17 protein-coding genes are annotated in these 21275 nt (G+C 61.2%); 12 read left to right on the top strand and 5 right to left on the bottom strand.

Features of this window, described 5'->3' with window-relative positions; all coding sequences use genetic code 11:
- Positions 1–258 precede the first annotated feature (258 nt).
- Together folD and pbpG are read left to right on the top strand one after the other, a co-directional pair.
- Positions 259–1113, top strand: coding sequence for a bifunctional methylenetetrahydrofolate dehydrogenase/methenyltetrahydrofolate cyclohydrolase FolD (folD, locus tag AB9N64_RS06740; RefSeq protein WP_014718989.1), 855 nt, complete (start codon positions 259–261; stop codon positions 1111–1113).
- 208 nt (positions 1114–1321) lie between these two features.
- Positions 1322–2245 (top strand): D-alanyl-D-alanine endopeptidase, encoded by a 924-nt coding sequence (gene pbpG, locus AB9N64_RS06745; RefSeq protein WP_014718990.1) that lies wholly within the window; start codon positions 1322–1324, stop codon positions 2243–2245.
- Positions 2246–2381: 136 nt separating this feature from the next.
- On the opposite strand, the gene AB9N64_RS06750 is transcribed toward pbpG, so the two are convergent.
- Positions 2382–3044, bottom strand: a complete 663-nt coding sequence (locus AB9N64_RS06750; RefSeq protein WP_032903451.1) for a cysteine peptidase family C39 domain-containing protein — start codon at positions 3042–3044, stop codon at positions 2382–2384.
- Positions 3045–3255: 211 nt separating this feature from the next.
- On the opposite strand from AB9N64_RS06750, the gene AB9N64_RS06755 reads away from it, so the two are divergent.
- On the top strand, positions 3256–3417 hold the full coding sequence (locus AB9N64_RS06755) for a hypothetical protein (RefSeq protein ID WP_003192266.1): 162 nt from the start codon (positions 3256–3258) through the stop codon (positions 3415–3417).
- Here AB9N64_RS06755 and AB9N64_RS06760 read toward each other — a convergent pair.
- Positions 3414–3824, bottom strand: coding sequence for a hypothetical protein (locus AB9N64_RS06760; protein WP_003192269.1), 411 nt, complete (start codon positions 3822–3824; stop codon positions 3414–3416). The two genes, AB9N64_RS06755 and AB9N64_RS06760, sit on opposite strands and share 4 nt — an antisense overlap.
- Before the next feature lie 206 nt (positions 3825–4030).
- Here AB9N64_RS06760 and AB9N64_RS06765 point away from each other — a divergent pair, with 206 nt between their 5' ends.
- The 3 genes from AB9N64_RS06765 to AB9N64_RS06775 are packed head-to-tail and all read left to right on the top strand — an operon-like array spanning position 4031 to position 9810.
- Entirely contained in the window at positions 4031–7252 is a 3222-nt protein-coding gene (locus tag AB9N64_RS06765; protein WP_122365589.1) for an efflux RND transporter permease subunit, read from the top strand.
- A complete protein-coding gene (locus AB9N64_RS06770; RefSeq protein ID WP_014718993.1) occupies positions 7242–8411 on the top strand; it encodes an efflux RND transporter periplasmic adaptor subunit in 1170 nt (389 codons plus the stop codon). Before AB9N64_RS06765 ends, AB9N64_RS06770 begins: the two co-directional genes overlap by 11 nt.
- Complete coding sequence (locus tag AB9N64_RS06775) at positions 8395–9810, top strand: efflux transporter outer membrane subunit (RefSeq protein WP_014718994.1); 1416 nt, start codon at positions 8395–8397, stop codon at positions 9808–9810. The genes AB9N64_RS06770 and AB9N64_RS06775 overlap by 17 nt, the downstream gene beginning before the upstream one ends.
- A gap of 112 nt (positions 9811–9922) precedes the next feature.
- Here the strand turns inward: AB9N64_RS06775 and AB9N64_RS06780 are convergent, their stop codons facing one another.
- Together AB9N64_RS06780 and AB9N64_RS06785 are read right to left on the bottom strand one after the other, a co-directional pair.
- Positions 9923–11206, bottom strand: a complete 1284-nt coding sequence (locus AB9N64_RS06780; RefSeq protein WP_014718995.1) for a Zn-dependent hydrolase — start codon at positions 11204–11206, stop codon at positions 9923–9925.
- Between the two features lie 148 nt (positions 11207–11354).
- Positions 11355–12842 carry an NCS1 family nucleobase:cation symporter-1 gene (locus AB9N64_RS06785; RefSeq protein ID WP_014718996.1) on the bottom strand — a complete coding sequence of 496 codons (1488 nt, stop codon included), beginning with the start codon at positions 12840–12842 and terminating at the stop codon, positions 11355–11357.
- A 593-nt stretch (positions 12843–13435) separates the two neighbouring features.
- Between AB9N64_RS06785 and hydA the strand changes: the two genes are divergently transcribed.
- From hydA to preA, 3 genes are all read left to right on the top strand, one after another.
- The gene (gene hydA, locus AB9N64_RS06790) at positions 13436–14875 is read left to right on the top strand and encodes a dihydropyrimidinase (RefSeq protein WP_288856001.1); all 1440 of its coding nucleotides are present in this window, start codon (positions 13436–13438) and stop codon (positions 14873–14875) included.
- 105 nt (positions 14876–14980) lie between these two features.
- A complete protein-coding gene (locus tag AB9N64_RS06795) occupies positions 14981–16348 on the top strand; it encodes an NAD(P)-dependent oxidoreductase (protein ID WP_166405436.1) in 1368 nt (455 codons plus the stop codon).
- The gene (gene preA, locus AB9N64_RS06800) at positions 16348–17622 is read left to right on the top strand and encodes an NAD-dependent dihydropyrimidine dehydrogenase subunit PreA (RefSeq protein WP_019818078.1); all 1275 of its coding nucleotides are present in this window, start codon (positions 16348–16350) and stop codon (positions 17620–17622) included. Before AB9N64_RS06795 ends, preA begins: the two co-directional genes overlap by 1 nt.
- A gap of 124 nt (positions 17623–17746) precedes the next feature.
- On the opposite strand, the gene AB9N64_RS06805 is transcribed toward preA, so the two are convergent.
- Entirely contained in the window at positions 17747–18367 is a 621-nt protein-coding gene (locus AB9N64_RS06805; protein WP_014719000.1) for a TetR/AcrR family transcriptional regulator, read from the bottom strand.
- Positions 18368–18483: 116 nt separating this feature from the next.
- Between AB9N64_RS06805 and copC the strand changes: the two genes are divergently transcribed.
- The 3 genes from copC (at position 18484) to AB9N64_RS06820 (ending at position 21237) form a co-directional block, all read left to right on the top strand.
- On the top strand, positions 18484–18849 hold the full coding sequence (gene copC, locus AB9N64_RS06810) for a copper homeostasis periplasmic binding protein CopC (RefSeq protein WP_060767045.1): 366 nt from the start codon (positions 18484–18486) through the stop codon (positions 18847–18849).
- A gap of 3 nt (positions 18850–18852) precedes the next feature.
- Positions 18853–19713 (top strand): copper homeostasis membrane protein CopD, encoded by an 861-nt coding sequence (gene copD, locus AB9N64_RS06815; RefSeq protein WP_060767044.1) that lies wholly within the window; start codon positions 18853–18855, stop codon positions 19711–19713.
- 261 nt (positions 19714–19974) lie between these two features.
- Positions 19975–21237, top strand: coding sequence for an OprD family porin (locus AB9N64_RS06820; RefSeq protein ID WP_014719003.1), 1263 nt, complete (start codon positions 19975–19977; stop codon positions 21235–21237).
- The last annotated feature ends 38 nt before the right edge of the window (positions 21238–21275 follow it).

Genomic DNA, 21275 nt, shown 5'->3' on the forward strand with positions numbered 1-21275 from the left:
TTGGAGGATTACAAACTAAGTGCTTCCAGCCTTGCAGTACAACTATTCTGCTCGACCTTCTTAACCAGTGCTAGGCTGTGCCCGACAAGTGCGACGAATAGTATAGATGCCCCGGAAACCCGTCAAATCTTTTTTGAAAAAAACTGATTTTATTTAAGGGGTTAGGGCAATTTGCAGACCAAGCGCCTTTGCCCTCGCGCCTTGGCATGCGAGAATGCGCGCACTTTTCTTCCCCCTCTCGATGGTTAATCACGCGTAATGACTGCACAACTTATCGACGGCAAATCAATCGCCGCCAGCCTGCGCCAGCAGATCGCCAAACGAGTCACCGAGCGCAGCCAGCAAGGCCTGCGCACGCCTGGCCTCGCGGTGATCCTGGTCGGCAGCGATCCTGCCTCTCAGGTTTATGTCTCGCACAAGCGTAAAGACTGTGAAGAGGTCGGCTTTATTTCCAAGGCCTATGACTTGCCTTCGGACACCACTCAACAGGCCCTGACCGACCTGATTGACAGCCTCAACGATGACCCGAACATGGACGGCATCCTGCTGCAACTTCCACTGCCCGAGCACCTGGACGCCTCCAAGCTGCTGGAGCGCATCCGCCCGGACAAAGACGTCGACGGTTTCCACCCTTATAACGTCGGCCGCCTGGCCCAACGCATTCCCCTGCTGCGCCCATGCACCCCCAAAGGCATCATGACGCTGCTGGAAAGCACCGGTGTCGACCTGTATGGCCTTGACGCTGTGGTCGTGGGCGCATCGAACATCGTCGGTCGCCCGATGGCCATGGAGCTGCTGCTGGCCGGCTGCACCGTGACCGTCACCCACCGCTTCACCAAGGACCTGGCCGGCCACGTCGGCCGCGCTGACCTGGTGGTAGTCGCCGCCGGCAAGCCGGGCCTGGTCAAGGGTGAGTGGATCAAGGAAGGCGCCATCGTCATCGACGTGGGCATCAACCGCCAGGAAGACGGCAAGTTGGTGGGCGACGTGGTGTATGAAACCGCCCTGCCCCGCGCTGGCTGGATCACACCAGTGCCAGGCGGCGTCGGGCCCATGACCCGGGCCTGCCTGCTGGAAAACACCTTGTACGCAGCAGAAACCCTGCATGGTTAATAACCAGGCGTAATGAAAAAGCCCTGCCTTAGCGCAGGGCTTTTTATTGCACGTAAAAAAACCGTTTTTTCTTAGTTTTTAAGCACTTTCGTCTGGTTCTAGAAGAACATTCGACAGTTCTTGATCCATACTCCTAAAATGTAACGTCATTTGTCACAAGATCCGTTCTACAACGGCATTTCCATACTTTTTTAGCGAGTTCATCCGCGTGAAAATTCGTCTTTCTATTGTCAGCCTGTTTTTTGCTTTGGCAGGTACCTTCGCCCACGCCGCCGAAACCACCCTGGCCCCGCGTGACGCCTCCAAGCTGCAGATCGCCTCCGGCAGCGCCATGCTGGTCGATTTGCAGACCAATAAAGTCATATATTCCAGCAACCCCGACGTGGTGGTACCCATCGCCTCGGTGAGCAAGCTGATGACCGGCCTGATCGTCCTCGAAGCCAAGCAGAATATGGACGAGTACATCGACATCAACATCACCGACACGCCCGAGATGAAAGGCGTGTTCTCCCGGGTGAAGATCGGTAGCCAGATGCCGCGCAAGGAAATGCTGCTGATCGCGCTGATGTCTTCGGAAAACCGCGCCGCCGCCAGCCTGGCCCACCACTATCCAGGCGGTTATTCGGCCTTCATCGCCGCGATGAACGCCAAGGCCAAGTCCCTGGGCATGACCAGCACCCACTACGTGGAGCCCACTGGCCTGTCGATTCATAACGTCTCGACCGCCCGCGACCTGAGCAAGCTGCTGGCCTATGCGCGCAAGTTTCCGATGCTCAGCCAGTTGAGCACCACCAAGGAAAAGACTGTGTCGTTCCGCAAGCCCAACTACACCTTGGGCTTCTCCAACACCGACCACCTGATCAACCGCGCCAATTGGGATATCAAGCTGACCAAGACCGGCTTCACCAACCAGGCCGGCCATTGCCTGGTGCTGGTGACGAGCATGGGCAATCGCCCGGTGTCGCTGGTAATCCTGGATGCCTTTGGCAAGTTCACCCACTTTGCCGATGCCAGCCGTATTCGTAGCTGGGTCGAGACCGGCAAAGGCGGCGCCGTGCCGGATGTGGCGCTGCGTTACAAGGCCGATAAGAACCTCAAGAATCGAGCGACTGCTACGGAAGTACGTCGATAAACAGCGATTTTAGTGTGGGAGCGGGCTTGCTCGCGAATGCGGTGGGTCAGCCTAAGCATTCAGCAACTGACACTGCGCCTTCGCGAGCAAGCCCGCTCCCACATTTGAGTTTCACTTCTTCTCCCACATTTGAGTTTCACTTCTTCTCTGCCAACACCTTGAGCGCTTGGGCCGCCGCTTGCTCCTGCCCCGCCTGCGCCGTGGCGTTGGCCGCATCGCGCCAGCGCTGCGCATCCACGTTGGCCGGCAACTGGCTCGGGCGCTGGGTGAGGATGGCCCAATGGCCCGCGCCCTTCCACGCCGAATCGAAGTCGCTGAAGCTCATGCTCAATCGACGCTCCTTGCCTGAGCGCAACAGCACGGTACTTTTCTGCTGGTTGAACCCCACCACCACGACATAACGCTCCCCGGACCAATAGCTGGCGTTGATCCGCGCCATCACCGGGTAACCCGCCGCTACCTGGGCAAACACGGCGGTCAGCTTGGCGTCCAATGGGTACACCATCAGCCCATACTCACGCGCCAGCACCTGCATGTTGCGTTCAAGGTCCGCCTCGGCGCCGGGCAGGCGCAGTGGTTTATCAAGCAAACCCGGTGTCATGACAATGCCTTGTTGCGACAGCATGCTGGCAAGTGCCGCAGGACCACTCTGATAAGCCTCGCTGCGAAAGGTTGGCACGCCATTGAGTTCAACGCGCTCCGGCAAGCCTGGCAGTTTCGACGGGGTACTGGAACAGGCCGCCAGCCCAAGGGCAACGGCCAGCAGCAAGGAAGTTTTAAGGTTCGACCGTAAGCGCAATTTTTTCACTCTCTTGATCAACTGCCGGTAAAGGCCCCGATCATAGGGCGCCCCGCCCCGCCGGTATAGCCCACTGGCCCGGTAAAGCGGCGCTGATAGAGCAAACAAGTTGGACAGACTCGACCATTGGTCAATAGCAGGCAACCGCCGGCTGGCTAGACTGTCCATTGAGAAGACTGTGTGTGCCCCAAGTGGGCGAAAGGAGGCCCGAATGAGCCTTGCGACAACGATTTTCCTGTTGATCTGTGGTTGGCTGGCCGTCGCCGCCGCCATGCTGTGGGGGGTCATGCGCGTGACGCGCCGGCATCATCATCCCCATGTCAAACCTGCTGAACCCGCCGAGCCACGCAAGACGACGGCGCATCACGCCTAGCCAGGCATGCAATTGAAGTCCTGGGTCGCGGCAATTTCCTTGCCGTGGCCGTCCTCAAGGGACGCACGCACCGTGGTGCCCAGGCTCGATTCCACCAGGGTGTAGTGCTCACCTGCCTTGAAATGCTTGTACTCAATGCGGCCCTGGCAGTCCTGCTGGTTGTCATCACCCGGCTCGTCTTCAAATAAAGTCACGTCCAGGCGATGGTCCCCCGGGGTCACTTCAAAATAGCGCCCATCGTCCACACGCTTGCCATCGACACGCTCGGCCATCAGGTCATTCGGCGCTTCTTCCTGCAAGCCGATCCAGGCTTGGCTGGGGTCCGCCTTGGGGATCGGGCCGGCGCACGCCGACAACAAACAGACAAAGCCAAGGACGGGAACTAACAACAGCGGTTTGAGTGACATGACAGCGCTCCAAAGGGCAGATGTAAAAAGGGCGTATCCGATGGCTGACAAGCTTGATGAGCCGCCCTTCCTGGAACAAATGAATCCCTATGAAAGTATCTTCAGCCCTTGACTAAAACTTCCTTCACCTGGCTGAAAGGTGCGTGTTAGGTGGGTCGGTCAAGACTGCCAGGGTTTGCAATCCTGCTCTTCTCGGAGACTCACGCATGCTCGGGCTGGTAAAGACCGCACTGCACAAGCCGTACACCTTCATCGTGCTGGCTATATTCATCTGCATCATCGGGCCGATGGCGGCCTTGCGCACGCCCACGGATGTTTTTCCCGATATCGGCATTCCCGTTGTCGCCGTGGTCTGGCAGTACAACGGCCTGTCCCCGGACGCCATGGCCGGCCGGGTGATCTACACCTACGAACGCTCACTGAGCACCACCGTCAACGACATCGAACATATCGAGTCGCAATCGCTGCCCGGCATGGGCATCGTCAAGATCTTCTTCCAGCCTGGCGTCGATATCCGTACCGCCAACGCCCAGGTCACGGCGGTGTCACAGACTGTGCTCAAGCAAATGCCACCGGGCATCACCCCGCCGCTGATCCTCAACTACAGCGCCTCCACGGTGCCGATCCTGCAAATGGCGTTTTCCAGCCCCAGCCTGTCGGAAGCCAAAATTCGCGACCTGGTGCAGAACAATATCCGCCTGCCCTTGAGCGCCCTGCCCGGCCTGGCCATGCCTACACCGATGGGCGGCAAGCAACGGCAAATCACCCTCGACCTCGACCCTCAGGCGCTGGCCGCCAAAGGCTTGTCGGCCCAGGATGTGGGCAATGCCCTGGCGCTGCAGAACCAGATCATCCCGGTGGGCACCGCCAAGCTGGGCCTCAACGAATACACGATCCTGCTCAATAACAGCCCCAAGGCCATCGATGAACTCAACGACCTGCCGATCAAGACGGTTGACGGGGCGCTGATCACCATCGGCCAAGTGGCCCACGTGCGCGACGGTTCACCGCCGCAAACCAATATCGTGCGGGTCGACGGCCATCGCGCCGTGCTGATGCCGGCGCTGAAAAACGGCAGCATCTCCACCCTGTCGATCATCGACGGTATCCGGCAGATGCTGCCGCGCATCAACGAAACCCTGCCGCCGTCGCTGAAAACCTCGCTGCTGGGCGATGCCTCGGCGTTCGTCAAGCAGTCGGTGGGCAGCGTGGCCCAGGAAGGCATCATTGCTGCACTGCTCACCAGTGCGATGATCCTGCTGTTTCTCGGCAGTTGGCGCTCGACCTTGATCATCGCCGCGTCGATTCCCCTGGCGGTGCTCTCGGCCATCGCGCTATTGGCTGTCAGTGGGCAAACCCTCAACGTCATGACGTTGGGCGGGCTGGCGTTGGCGGTGGGCATCCTGGTGGACGACGCCACGGTGACCATCGAAAACATCAACTGGCACCTGGAGCAAGGCAAGGCGGTGAAGGCCGCGATTCTCGACGGCGCCGCGCAAATCGTCGGCCCGGCGTTCGTCTCGCTGTTGTGCATCTGCATCGTGTTCGTGCCGATGTTTTTGCTGCAAGGCATCGCCGGTTACCTGTTCCGGCCAATGGCGCTGGCGGTGATCTTTGCCATGGCCAGTTCGTTCATTCTCTCGCGCACCCTGGTGCCGACACTGGCGATGTTTTTGCTCAAACCGCATAGGCCGGAGCCAGGCGCGGGGCATCATCCGGAAGATGCATTCATCAATCACCACGAGGGTGAACAACACCCGAAACCACGCAATGCGTTGCTGCAATCGGTGCTGAATTTTCAACAGGGATTCGAGCGGCACTTTTCCAATGTCCGCGACACCTACCATGGCCTGCTGACGCTGGCACTGGGCGCACGCAAGCGCTTCATTGTCGGGTTCCTGGCCTGCGTACTCGCGTCGTTCCTGTTGTTGCCGAGCCTGGGCCAGGACTTTTTCCCGGCCACCGATGCGGGTGCCTTGGCCCTGCATGTGCGCTTGCCACTGGGCACGCGCATCGAGGAAAGCGCCGCGGCGTTCGACCGCATCGAAGCGCGGATCCGCGAGGTCATCCCCGCCGAAGAGCTGGACACCATCGTCGATAATATTGGCATTCCGCTCAGCGGCATCGACATGGCCTACAGCAGCAGCGGCACCATCGGCCCGCAGGATGGCGATATTCAAGTCAGCTTGAAAACGCACCACGCGCCCACCGCCGACTATGTGAAAAAACTGCGCGAAGCCCTGCCGCAAAGTTTCCCCGGCAGCCACTTTGCGTTCCTGCCCGCCGACATCAGCAGCCAGATCCTCAACTTCGGCGCCCCCGCCCCGCTGGACGTCAAAATCTCCGGGCGCAATGACGCAGAAAACCGCGCTTATGCCGTCGAGCTTGAACGGCGCTTGCAGCATGTACCGGGGATTGCCGACCTGCGCATCCAGCAGTCCACCGGCTACCCCTCGCTGCAAGTAAACGTGGACCGCATGCGCGCTAACGGCCTGGGCATTACCGAGCGTGATGTTACCAACAGCATGGTCGCCTCCCTCGCCGGCAGCTCGCAAACCGCGCCGACCTTCTGGCTCAACCCGGCCAATGGCGTGTCTTACTCCATCGTCGCCGCTACCCCGCAATACCGTCTCGACAGCCTGCCGTCCCTGGAAGCGCTGCCGGTGACCGGTGCCGATGGGCAGGCGCAAATTCTCGGCGGCGTGGCGACTATTTCCCGGGTACAAAGCCCGGCCGTGGTGACCCACTACAACATCGAACCGACCCTGGACCTGTACGCCAACGTGCAAGGTCGCGACCTCGGCGGTGTGGCCCGCGATGTGCAAAAGGTGCTGGATGACACGGCGTCCATGCGCCCCAAAGGCGCGACCATCAGCCTGCACGGGCAGATCGATGCGCTGCATGAGGCGTTCAGTGGTTTGAGCTTCGGACTGCTCGGCGCGGTGGTGCTGATCTACTTGCTGATCGTGGTCAACTTCCAGTCGTGGGCCGACCCCTTTGTGATCATCACGGCGTTGCCGGCAGCATTGGCGGGCATCGTGTGGATGCTGTTCCTCAGTGGCACCTCGTTGTCGGTGCCAGCACTCACCGGTGCCATCTTGTGCATGGGCGTGGCCACCGCCAACTCGATCCTGGTGGTGAGCTTCTGCCGTGAGCGCCTGGCCGAACACGGCGATGCGTTGAAAGCCGCGCTGGAAGCCGGCTACACACGCTTTCGCCCGGTGTGCATGACCGCCCTGGCAATGATCATTGGCATGTTGCCCCTGGCGATTTCCGAGGAGCAGAACGCCCCGCTCGGCCGGGCGGTCATCGGTGGCCTGGTCTTCGCCACCATCGCCACTTTGTTGTTTGTTCCCGTGGTCTTCAGCCTGGTCCACGGTCGTCATCCTACTCGCGCAACTGCTGGAGAAACGCCCCATGTCGCCTGATCAAAAACCCTCGCGCAAGCGCCTGATGCTCCTGGGTGTCGGTGGCCTGACGTTGGCTGCCTTGCTGGTCGCCAGCGGCCTGCACGCGCGTACGCTGCACGAGCAATCGGTCACTGCCTGGACCGAAGCCGCCGCCGTCCCCCAGGTGATGGTGTTCCAACCCAAGCCAAACGCCGGCGGTGACACCCTGCGCCTGCCCGCCCACCTGGAGGCGTGGAGCAAGGCGGCTATCCATGCGCGGGTGAGCGGCTACTTGAAGGACTGGAAAGTCGACATCGGGACCCAGGTCAAGACCGGGCAAATCCTCGCCGAAATCGACAGCCCCGACCTTGACCAACAACTGGCCCAGGCCCATGCGCGCCTGATCCAGCAACAAGCCAATGCACGCCTGGCAGCCACCACGGCGACCCGCTGGCAAAACCTGCTGGCCAGCCATTCGGTATCGCGCCAGGACGCCGATGAGAAAACCTCCAACGCCGCAGCCGCCAAGGCCAACACCGAAGCCGCTGCAGCAGACTATGCGCGACTGTGCGCCCTGGAAAGCTACAAGACCCTGCGCGCGCCGTTCGCCGGCACCATCACCGCCCGCAACACGGACATCGGCCAGTTGATCAAAGCCGATAACGCCAGCGATCCAGAACTGTTCAACATTGCCGACACCCACCAATTGCGCTTGTACGTGCCGGTGCCGCAGAACTATGCAGCGGTCATTCATGCGGGCCTTGAGGTCGAACTGACCGTCCCCGAGCACCCCAGCGAGCATTTCAAGGCACGCCTGATCGGTGACTCCACCGCCATCGACCGCCGCTCCGGCACCCTGCTGGCCCAGTTCGTCGCCGACAACCCCAACGGCGAACTGCTGCCGGGCGACTACGCCGAAGTCACCCTACCGATTCCGGCTGACACCCATGGCGTAAGCATCCCGGCCAGCGCCTTGATCTTCCGCGCCCAGGGCACCCAAGTTGCGGTGCTGGACGGGCGCAATCATGTGCACCTGCAAAACATTCATATTGGCCTGGACCTCGGCGAGCGCCTGGTGATCGACCAAGGCCTGAAGCCTGCTGACCGCATCATCGACAACCCGCCCGACGCCCTGCGCGAAGGCGACCCAGTGCAACTGGCCGCCGCCTCGGGAGGTGCGCATGCGCCCAAGGCTTAAGTCGCTGGCGGCACTGATGGTGCTGGCGTTGCAGGGTTGCTCGATGGCGCCCACCTATACGGTGCCGTCGATTGACCTGCCCGCCCACTACCGCGAACAAACCAGCGATGGCCCCTGGCACAGCGCGCAACCGTCAGACCAACTGGCGCCCCAGTGGTGGCAGCTCTACAACGATTCGCGCCTGAACGCGCTGCAGCAGCAACTGCTCAAGGCCAACCCGGACCTGGCCGCGGCGCTGGCGCACTTCGATGCGTCCCAGGCCTATGCCAGTCAACTGCACGCGGGCCTTTTCCCGCAAATCACCGCCAGCGTGCAACCGCTGCGCCAGCGTCAATCGGATTCACGACCGTTACGCGGTACTACACAGCCGTCGGTGTACAACAGCAATACCGCTGGGTTCTCCCTGGGATACGACCTCGACCTGTGGGGCAGAATCCGCAACCAGGTCGCCGCGGGCGATGCCCAGGCACAAGCGTCCTTTGATGATTTGGCGGTGGTGCGCTTGAGCCTCCAACAGCAGTTGGCGAGCCTGTATGTGCAGCTCAATGGGCTGGATGCGCAGCGCCGAATCCTGAGCACTTCGTTGCAAGACTTCAGCCAGGCGCTGCAACTGACCCGCAGCCGTTATGAAGGCCAGATTGCCTCGGAATTGGACCTGACCCGCGCGCAGAACCAACTGGCCGAAGCCAAGGCGCAGCTGGACGAAGTGCGTGGCCAGCGCAACCTCGCCGAACATGCCATCGGCGAATTGGTGGGCGTGACGGCCAGTGAGTTTTCACTGCCGCCCAGCTCGCAGTTAATGGCGTTGCCAGGCATTCCGGCGCAGTTGCCCAGCCACCTGCTGCAGCGTCGTCCGGACATTGCCGCAGCTGAACGTCGCGTGTTTGCGGCCAACGCAACGATCGGCGTGGCCAAGGCAGCGTGGTTTCCGGATTTCAGTTTGACCGGTGTGCTGGGCGGGCAGACCCAAGGTGTTGGCAACCTGCTGTCCGCCGGCAACCGGTATTGGGCACTGGGGCCGCTGATGAACCTGCCGATCTTCGACGGCGGGCGCTTGAGCGCCAACGAGCGCCAGGCCAAGGCCGAGTTCGAGGAGGCCGCAGCACAGTACCGTAGCCACGTATTGAAAGCCGTGCGCGAGGTGGAAGATAACCTCGCGCAACTGCGGGATCTGCAGCAGCAAGCCGAGGACGAGCAAGCGGCGGCAGAGGCGGCGCAACATACCCAGGCCTTGGCGATGAACAGCTATCAGGCCGGGGCAGTGAGCTATCTGGATGTGGTCACCGCCCAAACCGCCGCGTTGCAGGCACAGAGAACGTTGCAGGCGGTGCAGACCCGGCAGTTGCAGGCGAGCGTAGGGTTGTTGACCGCACTGGGCGGCGGCTGGCAGCCGGGTTAATGATCGTTCCCACGCTCTGCGTGGGAACGCCGCTCAGGACGCTCTGCGTCTGCCTCTAAAATCGTGACGCGGAGCGTCACAGGGTGCATTCCCACGCGGAGCGTGGGAACGATCAGGCCGCGAGCTGGCCGCTGGCGATGGCCGCTGAAGCGGCCACCATCGCCCGCAACAACACCGCACACCCCGCCGCCAGATCATCCGGCGCGGCATTTTCGATTTCGTTATGGCTGATGCCGCCTTCACACGGCACAAAGATCATCCCCGCCGGGCCAAGCTCAGCGACGAAGATCGCGTCGTGCCCTGCCCCGCTGACGATGTCCAGGTTCGACAAGCCCAAGCCATTGGCGGCATTGCGCACCGCCTCCACGCAGCTTTTGTCGAAGTACAGCGGCGGGAAGTCCGCCGTAGGCTGCATGTCGAAACTCAAGCCATGTTTGGCGCAGGTGTCTTCGATCACCTGACGCACCTGGGCAATCATCGAATCCAGCCGCGCCGGTTCAAGATGACGAAAATCCAGAGTCATGCGCACTTCACCGGGAATCACGTTGCGCGATCCCGGATACGCTTGCAGGCACCCCACCGTGCCGCATGCATGGGGCTGATGCGCCAACGCCGCCGCGTTCACGGCGGCCACCACCGCTGCCGCGCCGACCAGGGCGTCCTTGCGCAAGTGCATGGGTGTAGGGCCGGCATGGGCCTCAACACCGCGCAGCTTCAGGTCGAACCACTTTTGCCCGAGGGCGCCGAGCACCACGCCGATGGTTTTGTGTTCATCCTCCAGAATCGGCCCTTGTTCGATATGGGCTTCGAAATACGCGCCGACCTTATGCCCGCTGACCGGCCGCGTTCCCGCATAGCCAATCGCGTTCAACGCCTCCTCCACGCTGACGCCGTCCGCATCGACCTTGGCCAGGGTATCGGCCAGGCTGAACTTCTCGGCAAACACCCCTGAGCCCATCATGCACGGCGGGAAGCGCGAGCCTTCTTCGTTGGTCCACACCACCACTTCCAGCGGTGCCTCGGTTTCCACCTGGAGGTCGTTGAGGGTGCGCAGCACTTCCACACCGGCCAGCACGCCGAAGCAACCGTCGAACTTGCCGCCGGTGGGCTGGGTGTCGATATGGCTGCCGGTCATCACCGGTGGCAGGTCGGGATTGCGACCGGGGCGGCGCGCAAAGATATTGCCGATGCCGTCGATGGTCACGGTGCAACCCGCCGCTTCACACCACTGCACGAAGAGGTCGCGAGCCTTGCGGTCGAGGTCGGTGAGGGCCAGGCGACACACACCGCCCTTGGGCGTGGCGCCGAGTTTGGCCAGGTCCATCAGCGACTGCCACAGACGGTCGCGATTGATGTGCTGATGGGGCGATTGCAGAACGTCGAGGGCAGCGTTCATGGGGGGGTCTCCTCAGGCTACAGGTTCTTATGAATTGACGCGGTGAACTGTGGGAGCTGGCTTGCCTGCGATGGCGGTGTGTCAGGCGACACGGCTTTAACTGATAGTCCGCTATCGCAGGCAAGCCAGCTCCCACCTCGACCGTGGTTTACAACGGCGCCTTGGCGGTGATCGGGCTCGCCCCGCGCTTGGCGTTCAAGCCGTAATACAACACCCCGCCCAACGCCGAGCCGGTGAACCAGCCGTAGCTGTAGAACCAGCTGAACGCATCGCTGCCCAGCGACAGCAGCGTCAGCACCACCGGTACGCCAAAGGCGATAAAGCCGCTCCAGTTCCAGGCCGGGTACACGTCGTCGCGGTACAGGCCGGCCAGGTCCAACTGTTGTCTGCGGCTGATGAAATAGTCCACCACCATGATCCCGGCAATCGGCCCCAGCAGGCTCGAATAACCCAGCAGCCAATTGGAATACACGGTTTCAAGACTCACGTCCGAGACGATCAGCCCGAGTTTTTTCAGCAATTCATGGGCCATCAGCGCCAGCCCTACCAGGCCGGTGAGGATCACCGCCGTGGTGCGGTTGATCAGCTTGGGCGCAATGTTCTGGAAGTCGTTGGTGGGCGAGACGATGTTCGCCGCGGTGTTGGTGGACAAGGTTGCGACGATGATCAGCGCCATGGCGATGGCCACCCACACCGGGCTCTGGATATGCCCGATCAGACTTACCGGGTCGGAGACGCTCACCCCCACCAGTTTCACCGAGGCGGCGGTCATCACCACGCCGAGGGCAGCGAACAGGAACATGGTCAGCGGCAAGCCGAAAATCTGCCCCAGAATCTGGTCTTTCTGGCTCTTGGCGTAGCGGCTGAAATCCGGAATGTTCAATGACAATGTGGCCCAGAAACCCACCATCGCCGTGAGCCCCGCCATGAAGTAACCGGTGAGGCTGGCGCCTTCGGGGCGCTTGGGTGGGATCGCCATCAACTCGCTGAGGGACACGTTGGGCATCGCCCATACCAGCAGCCCAACCCCCACCGCCACCAACAACGGCGCCGACAAGGTTTCCAGGCGCTTGATCGACTCGGCGCCACGCAGCACCACCCACAGATTCAAGCACCAGAACAGCATGAAACCGATCACCTCTCCGGTACCGCCGAGGGCTTTCCAGCCGTCGAAAATCGAGCCCAGGAACAGGTGGATCGCCAGCCCGCCGAACATCGTCTGGATACCAAACCAGCCGCAGGCCACCAGCGCGCGGATCAGGCACGGTACGTTGGAGCCGAGGATGCCAAAGGACGAACGCAACAGCACCGGAAACGGAATGCCGTACTTGGTGCCGGGAAACGCGTTGAGGGTCAGCGGGATCAACACCACGATATTGGCCAGCAGGATCGCTACCAGCGCCTCCCCCACCGACAGCCCGAAATACGCCGTGAGCACCCCGCCCAGGGTGTAGGTGGGCACGCAGATCGACATGCCGACCCATAGCGCCGTGATGTGCCATTTGTTCCAGGTGCGCTCGTGCACTTTGGTGGGTGCCATGTCGTGGTTGTAGCGAGGGCTGTCGAGGACGTCGGGGCCGGCGTCGAGTTCGTACAGGCCGTTGCGCTCGATGACTTGCGATCTGTTCTGTTGCATGGCCGCTCCACGGTTTTTTTTAAATTATTGTTGCTCACCTGCACGCCAGGTTCAGGTGGCCGGAGTACCGCATCGACAACATGACATCCAGGGTTCCGGCCAACTGCCCGTGCACTCAATAACCGTGCCGACAACCGCCTCTGAACCCGCACCGCTTATATAACGTGCTGATGTTTATCAGCTTTCCAATTGAACCTGCGGTACTTGCCGCATGCGTCAGGCTAAACAATACGCAAGTTGCCAGAACCTTCAGGTCTCAATCTGGTGCATCACAATTATTTTTATTTCTCGACGGCGTCAAGCGGCATATCTCAAGCGCCTGATTTGCAATAAGAAATATTGATCAGATCAAGAACCTGTCAAGTGCGTCAAAACAGGGTGGGCATGCTTCATTTTGGTGAAAATATGATTTTTCTTATAAATATCAACAAGATGAAACACACAAAAGTTTGCGAAAAATCTGCTTGCTCATTCGAAAAACTCGGGCTAGTTTCTATTCCTGTCACCGATGACAGGAATTAACCGACCCTCGGTGCGCAGTATTACAACACTTAGAACTGGCACAAGCCGGTCAAGCCTGTGAGGAACTCGACATGTCGCTGTTGATCCGTGGCGCTACCGTTATTACCCATGATGAAAGTTACCGCGCCGATGTGTTATGTGCGGAGGGTCTAATTCGCGCCATTGGCACGAATCTGGATATTCCCGCAGGCACTGAAATACTCGATGGCAGCGGCCAATACTTGATGCCGGGCGGCATCGACCCCCATACCCATATGCAACTGCCCTTCATGGGCACGGTGGCCAGTGAAGACTTTTTCAGTGGTACGGCGGCAGGCTTGGCCGGTGGTACCACGTCGATCATCGACTTCGTGATTCCCAACCCGCAGCAATCGCTGATGGAAGCTTTCCACCAGTGGCGCGGCTGGGCCGAAAAGTCCGCCGCCGACTACGGGTTTCACGTAGCGATCACCTGGTGGAGTGAGCAGGTACGTGAGGAAATGGCCGAGTTGGTCAGCCATCACGGCATCAACAGCTTCAAGCATTTCATGGCCTACAAGAACGCGATCATGGCGGCCGATGACACCTTGGTCGCCAGTTTCGAACGCTGCCTGGAACTCGGCGCCGTGCCCACCGTGCATGCCGAAAATGGCGAGCTGGTGTATCACCTGCAACGCAAACTGATGGCCCAGGGCATCACCGGGCCGGAAGCCCATCCGCTGTCGCGCCCGTCCCAGGTGGAAGGCGAAGCGGCCAGCCGTGCCATCCGGATTGCCGAGACCATCGGCACGCCGCTGTACCTGGTGCATGTGTCGACGAAAGAAGCCCTGGATGAAATCACCTATGCCCGAGGCAAAGGCCAGGCGGTGTACGGTGAAGTGCTCGCCGGCCACCTGTTGCTCGATGACAGTGTGTACCAGCACCCCGACTGGCAGACCGCCGCCGGCTATGTAATGAGCCCACCATTCCGCCCACGCGGGCATCAAGACGCGCTGTGGCACGGCCTGCAAGCGGGCAACCTGCACACCACCGCCACCGACCACTGCTGTTTCTGCGCCGAGCAAAAAGCCGCCGGGCGTGACGACTTCAGCAAGATCCCCAACGGCACCGCCGGCATTGAAGACCGCATGGCGCTGCTGTGGCACGAAGGGGTCAATACCGGGCGTTTATCGATGCAAGAATTTGTCGCGCTGACCTCCACCAACACCGCGAAGATTTTCAACCTCTACCCCCGTAAAGGCGCGATACGCGTGGGCGCCGATGCCGACCTGGTGCTATGGGACCCCGAGGGCACGCGGACCATTTCCGCCAAGACCCACCATCAGCAGGTGGACTTCAACATCTTCGAAGGCAAGACCGTGCGCGGCGTGCCCAGCCACACCATCAGCCAGGGCAAGCTGGTGTGGGCCGATGGTGACCTGCGCGCCGAGCGAGGGGCCGGACGGTATGTGGAGCGGCCGGCGTATCCGTCGGTGTTCGAGCAGTTGAGCAAGCGGGCAGCGCTTTGCAAGCCAGTGGCCGTGAACCGCTGAGTCCAAAAAAAGCGGACGCGGAGCGTCCAGTGAGGCATTCCCACGCAGAGCGTGGGAACGATCGCCCATCAGAGGCAGCACCTCAATAACCGTGAGGCCAACACCGTGATCCAGACCCTGACCCACCTCCCCCACCCCCGCGAAGACGGGGCCACCCTCGCCAGCCAGTTCACCGACCTGGCACCGCCCCTCAACGCACGCCAGGCCCAACTGGAAGCCTCGCGCTGCCTGTACTGCTACGACGCGCCTTGTGTGAATGCGTGCCCCAGCGAGATCGATATCCCCTCGTTCATCCGCAATATCCACACCGAAAACGTGCAGGGGGCCGCGCAAAAAATCCTCTCGGCCAACATCCTCGGTGGCAGTTGCGCACGGGTGTGCCCGACGGAAATCCTTTGCCAGCAAGCGTGCGTACGCAATAACGCCGAAGAATGCGCCCCCGTGCTGATCGGCCTGCTGCAACGCTACGCCATCGACAACGCGCACTTCAGCGAACACCCGTTCCAACGCGCCGCGTCCACCGGCAAGCGTATCGCCGTGGTCGGCGCCGGGCCTGCCGGTTTGGCCTGCGCTCACCGCGCCGCCTTGCACGGTCATGACGTGGTGATATTCGAGGCGCGGGAAAAAGCCGGCGGCCTGAATGAATACGGAATCGCCAAATACAAACTGGTGGACGACTTCGCCCAGAAGGAACTGGATTTCCTCCTGCAGATTGGCGGCATCGAGGTTCGCCACGGCCAGCGCCTGGGTGATAACCTGACCTTGAGCGAACTGCACCAGCAGTTCGATTCGGTGTTCCTCGGCCTGGGGCTCGCTGCCAGCAAACAGCTGGGCCTGCCCTTTGAGGACGCCCCCGGCCTGCTCGCCGCCACCGACTATATCCGCGAACTGCGCCAGGCCGACGACCTCACCCAACTGCCCCTGGCCGACCGCTGCATCGTGCTCGGCGCCGGCAACACCGCCATCGACATGGCCGTGCAGATGGCCCGCCTCGGTGCCCGCGATGTCAACCTGGTATACCGCCGTGGCCTGGCCGACATGGGCGCAACCCACCACGAACAGGACATCGCCAAGGCCAATCAAGTCCGGCTGTTGACCTGGGCCCAACCCGACGAGGTGTTACTCGACGACCAAGGCCGCGTACGCGGCATGCGCTTTGCCCGCACCCGCCTGGAGAACGGTCGCCTGCTGCCTACCGGGGAAACCTTCGAACTGGCCGCCGATGCGATCTTCAAGGCGATCGGGCAAGGCTTCGACAACGACGCCCTGCACGATCCGCTGGCCCAGCAACTGCATCGCGTCGGCGAGCGCATCTTCGTCGATGAGCAACTGCGCACCAGCATCCCAGGGGTGTATGCCGGCGGCGACTGCGTCAGCCTCGGCCAGGACCTAACCGTTCAGGCGGTACAACATGGCAAGCGGGCCGCCGAAGCCATGCATGCCCAACTCATGCTGACTGTGGAGGCTGCGTAATGGCCGATCTCTCGATTGTATTCGCCGGTATCAAAGCGCCCAATCCGTTCTGGCTGGCCTCCGCGCCGCCCACCGACAAAGCCTACAACGTAGTGCGCGCCTTCGAGGCCGGCTGGGGTGGCGTCGTGTGGAAAACCCTGGGGGAAGATCCGGCGGCGGTGAACGTGTCGTCGCGTTACTCCGCGCACTATGGCGCCAACCGCGAAGTGCTGGGCATCAACAATATCGAACTGATCACCGACCGCTCCCTGGAGATCAACTTGCGGGAAATCACCCAGGTGAAAAAGGACTGGCCGGACCGCGCGCTGATCGTCTCGCTGATGGTGCCTTGTGTCGAAGCGTCCTGGAAAAACATCCTGCCCTTGGTGGAGGCGACCGGCTGCGACGGCATCGAGCTGAACTTCGGCTGCCCTCACGGCATGCCCGAACGGGGCATGGGCGCCGCCGTCGGCCAGGTGCCGGAGTACGTGGAGCAAGTGACGCGCTGGTGCAAGACCTATTGCTCGCTGCCGGTGATCGTCAAACTCACGCCGAACATCACCGACATCCGCGTGGCGGCGCGAGCGGCCTATCGCGGTGGCGCCGATGCGGTGTCGCTGATCAACACCATCAACTCCATCACCAGCGTGGACCTGGAACGCATGGTCGCGCTGCCGGTGGTCGGCACCCAGAGTACCCATGGCGGTTACTGCGGCTCGGCGGTCAAGCCGATTGCGTTGAACATGGTCGCCGAAATCGCCCGTGACCCACAGACCAACGGCCTGCCGATCTGCGGCATCGGCGGCATCGGTACCTGGCGCGACGCCGCGGAATTCGTCGCCCTGGGCTGCGGCGCGGTGCAGGTGTGCACGGCGGCGATGCTGCATGGGTTTCGCATCGTTGAAGAGATGAAGGACGGCTTGTCGCGCTGGATGGACAGCCAGGGCCATGCCAACCTGCAGGCGTTTTCCGGGCGGGCGGTGGGCAATACCACAGACTGGAAGTACCTGGACATCAACTACCAGGTCATCGCCAAGATTGATCAAGCGGAGTGCATTGGCTGTGGGCGTTGCCATATTGCCTGCGAGGACACCTCGCACCAGGCCATTGCCAGCTTGAAGCAGGCTGATGGCACGCATCTGTATGAGGTGATCGACGATGAGTGCGTCGGCTGCAACCTGTGCCAGATCACCTGCCCGGTGGCCGGCTGCATCGAGATGGTGCCGATCGATAACGGCAAGCCGTTTTTGAACTGGACGCAGGACCCGCGCAATCCTTACCGCGAAGCGGTGTAACCCTTGCCCCTCGTTCCCACGCTCCACGTGGGAACGCATCCTGTGACGCTCCGCGTCACCCTGGCAAGAGCGGACGCAGAGCGTCCAGGGCGGCATTCCCACGCGGAGCGTGGGAACGATCAGCTCAGGGTTCCAAGCCAATCCCGCGCAAAATCACACCGGTCACCGTCTGTATCGCCTTCTCGAACTGCCTGTCCGACAACGGCTGGTGATCATTCAAAATCTTCACTTGGTGGTCGAAGTCGGCATAGTGCTGGGTCGAGGCCCAGATCATGTACAGCAGGCTCGAGGGCTCCACCGGCAGGATGCGTTTGTCTTGCACCCATTGGCGAATCTTCGCTTCCTTCATCTTGGCCCAGTCGTACAGGCTTTCATCCAGGGCCTCGCCGAGTGTGGGCGCGCCGTGGATGATTTCATTGGCCCAGACCTTGGAACCATACGGACGCGTGCGCGAGCGCTGCATCTTGGCGCGGATGTAGCTGCTGAGCACCACACGGGGGTCGTCAAAGGTTTCAAAGCTCAGGGCGTCCTGCTTCCACAATTCCAGCAGGTCGAACAGCACCGCGCTGTACAGCTCGCTCTTGGTGGTGAAGTAGTAATGCAGGTTGGAGCGCGGCAGTTGCGCTTCTTCGGCGATGTCGGCCATGGCGGTGCTGCCATAGCCTTTGTTGGCGAAGACCTTCTCCGCCGCCAGCAGGATTTTCTCGACGTTGACCCGACGAATTCCGATCTTGTGATTGCCCATAAGGGCTCCCTGACAACAACACGGCCTAAAGACTACCACCGGCTCTAGATCGGGGCGACAGGCCAAGCCGAAACTTCGTACACTGCCGGCTCCTATCCTCTGATCGGTGTTGAACAATGTTGCTCAAGAAGTCCCTGACCGCTGCTGTCCTGTTCACTGCCCTGCTGGGCGCTTGTGCCGCGTTTGCCCACGCCCACCTCAAGAGCGCGCAGCCTGCGGCTGACAGCCGCGTCGCCGCCCCCACAGACCTGCGCCTGACCTTCAGCGAAGGCGTCGAAGCCACCTTTACCAAGGTCTCCCTGAGCAAGGACGGCACCGAAATTGCCATCAAGGGCCTGGAAACCCCGGACGCCGACAAGAAAACCCTGGTGGTCACGCCTGCCGCTCCGCTGGCAAGTGGCACGTATAAGGTCGAATGGCATGCGGTGTCCGTCGACACTCACAAAAGCGAAGGCACTTACAGCTTCAAGGTCGGCCAATAACCCATGGCAACCCTGCTGGTGCTGTGCCGCTTCCTGCACTTTTGCGTCGTGTTGCTGATGTTCGGGGCCTGGGTGTTCAGGCCCTGGCTGCTCGGCGCTCACGTCGTGCAGCCGACACTGGACCGGCAATTGCTGCGCATCACCCGTGGCCTGGCCGGCTTGGGGCTGTTCACCGGGGTTGTGTGGTTGCTGTTGATCACCGCCAGCATGGCCGGCAGCTGGGACTCGGCGCTGCAACCGGCCACGGTGCAGTTGGTGCTGGGCAAAACCTTTTTTGGCCAGGTATGGACCTGGCATCTGCTGTTTAACCTGCTGCTGGTGATCGTGCTGATCAAGCCCTGGCCGGCCTTGCGCTTGCCGCTGCTCGCCCTGCTGCTGGCGACCCTGGCCCCCGTAGGCCACGGCGCCATGCTCGACGGGCTGAGTGGGCGGTTGCTGATCCTTAACCAGGTGGTGCACCTGCTGTGCGTGGGGGCCTGGCTCGGGGGGTTGCTGGTGTTAGTGCTGATCCTCAGGCATGCGCAAGACCATCGCCTAAAGCCGATTTTGCGCCGCTTCAGTGGTGTGGGATATGGCCTGGTCGCCGGCCTGTTGGTGACTGGCTTGATCAATGTGCGGGTGCTCACTGGGCAACTGTGGCCCACGCCGCTGTTCCAAGGGTTTGCCTTGATTTTGCTGATCAAGGTGGGGCTGGTGCTGGGCATGCTCGGGTTGGCGCTGTTGAACCGGTTGCGTATCAAGCGCTGCGAACAGCGCCTGGGCAGTTTGAGAGCCAGTGTGATGATGGAGTGGCTGCTGGGCCTTGCAGCCGTGGCGGCAGTTTCCCTGCTTGGCACCCTGCCGCCGATGGTCATGGCTGGCTGAAAAGTCTTGTGCAATGCAATCAATGTGGGAGCTGGCTTGCCTGCGATGGCGGTGGATCAGTGACTGCATACTGTCTGATTCGCCGCCATCGCAGGCAAGCCAGCTCCCACACTGACCGTGCCCCATCAGTTGAATCGTTTCACCCAAGTCATCGTATAACTTCTGCTTGACACGCCCTCAAAACCCCGCAAATATCGCGCTCAATGTTGTACGACAACGTATAACAAATAATAAAAACAACAAAACAAAGGGAGCCTCACTGTGAGTCAATCCGCCCGTCATTCTTGCACGCGCCTGGGCCTTCTCGGTCTCGGCAGCCTGGCCGTCACCCTGCCGCTGGGCGTCAACGCCGAAGGTTTTATCGACGACGCCAAGGCCACGCTCAACCTGCGTAATGCCTACTTCAATCGCAACTTCACCAACCCGACCAACCCCCAGGGCAAGGCCGAAGAGTGGACGCAGAATTTTATCCTTGATGCAAAGTCCGGCTTTACCCAGGGCACGGTCGGTTTCGGGATTGACGTGCTGGGCCTGTATTCGCAAAAGCTTGATGGCGGCAAAGGCACCGCCGGCACCCAACTGTTGCCGGTGCATGACGATGGCCGCCCCGCCGACAATTTCGGGCGTCTGGGTGTCGCGCTGAAAACCAGGCTGTCGAAGACCGAGTTGAAGGTTGGCGAATGGATGCCGGTGCTGCCGATCCTGCGTTCCGATGATGGCCGCTCCCTGCCCCAGACCTTTCGTGGCGGCCAGGTCACCTCCAATGAAATCGCCGGCCTGACGCTCTACGGTGGCCAGTTTCGCGGCAACAGCCCACGCAACGACGCGAGCATGGAAGACATGTTCATGAACGGCAAAGCCGCGTTCACTTCGGACCGTTTCAACTTCGGCGGCGGCGAATACACCTTCAACGACAAACGTACCCAGGTCGGCCTGTGGTACGCCGAACTGACTGATATCTACCAACAGCAGTACCTCAACCTCACCCACAGCCAGCCGCTGGGCGACTGGACTCTGGGCGCCAACCTCGGGTTCTTCAACGGCAAGGAAGACGGCAGCGCCCTGGCCGGCGACCTCGATAACAAGACCCTGTTCGCTCTGCTCTCGGCCAAATACAACGGCCACACCTTCTACGTTGGCCTGCAAAAACTCAGCGGCGACAGCGCCTGGATGCGCATCAACGGCACCAGTGGCGGCACCCTGGCCAACGACAGCTACAACGCCAGCTACGACAACGCCAAGGAAAAGTCCTGGCAGGTGCGCCACGACTTCAACTTTGTGGTGCTCGGCGTTCCAGGGCTCACCCTGATGAACCGCTATATCAGCGGCAGCAATGTACACACCGGAGCGATCACCGACGGCAAGGAGTGGGGACGTGAGTCGGAGTTGGCCTACACGGTGCAGAGCGGTGCGCTGAAGAACCTCAATGTGAAGTGGCGCAACTCGACCATGCGCCGGGATTTCAGCAATAACGAGTTCGACGAGAACCGGATTTTTATCAGCTATCCGATTTCGTTGTTGTAGCTCCAAAGGCAAATCCGATCTCTAAGGTGCGACATATC

Source organism: Pseudomonas sp. KT_2_4, from assembly GCF_041410225.1.
GTDB classification, from domain to species: domain Bacteria; phylum Pseudomonadota; class Gammaproteobacteria; order Pseudomonadales; family Pseudomonadaceae; genus Aquipseudomonas; species Aquipseudomonas paracarnis.

Coding starts and splice junctions, on each gene's coding strand:
- copC (WP_060767045.1), top strand. CDS start 18,484: ATGTTGCTCAAGAAGTCCCTGACCGCTGCTGTCCTGTTCACTGCCCTG.
- folD (WP_014718989.1), top strand. CDS start 259: ATGACTGCACAACTTATCGACGGCAAATCAATCGCCGCCAGCCTGCGC.
- AB9N64_RS06760 (WP_003192269.1), bottom strand. CDS start 3,824: ATGTCACTCAAACCGCTGTTGTTAGTTCCCGTCCTTGGCTTTGTCTGT.
- AB9N64_RS06755 (WP_003192266.1), top strand. CDS start 3,256: ATGAGCCTTGCGACAACGATTTTCCTGTTGATCTGTGGTTGGCTGGCC.
- AB9N64_RS06780 (WP_014718995.1), bottom strand. CDS start 11,206: ATGAACGCTGCCCTCGACGTTCTGCAATCGCCCCATCAGCACATCAAT.
- AB9N64_RS06770 (WP_014718993.1), top strand. CDS start 7,242: ATGTCGCCTGATCAAAAACCCTCGCGCAAGCGCCTGATGCTCCTGGGT.
- copD (WP_060767044.1), top strand. CDS start 18,853: ATGGCAACCCTGCTGGTGCTGTGCCGCTTCCTGCACTTTTGCGTCGTG.
- AB9N64_RS06785 (WP_014718996.1), bottom strand. CDS start 12,842: ATGCAACAGAACAGATCGCAAGTCATCGAGCGCAACGGCCTGTACGAA.
- AB9N64_RS06805 (WP_014719000.1), bottom strand. CDS start 18,367: ATGGGCAATCACAAGATCGGAATTCGTCGGGTCAACGTCGAGAAAATC.
- AB9N64_RS06765 (WP_122365589.1), top strand. CDS start 4,031: ATGCTCGGGCTGGTAAAGACCGCACTGCACAAGCCGTACACCTTCATC.
- preA (WP_019818078.1), top strand. CDS start 16,348: ATGGCCGATCTCTCGATTGTATTCGCCGGTATCAAAGCGCCCAATCCG.
- hydA (WP_288856001.1), top strand. CDS start 13,436: ATGTCGCTGTTGATCCGTGGCGCTACCGTTATTACCCATGATGAAAGT.
- AB9N64_RS06775 (WP_014718994.1), top strand. CDS start 8,395: ATGCGCCCAAGGCTTAAGTCGCTGGCGGCACTGATGGTGCTGGCGTTG.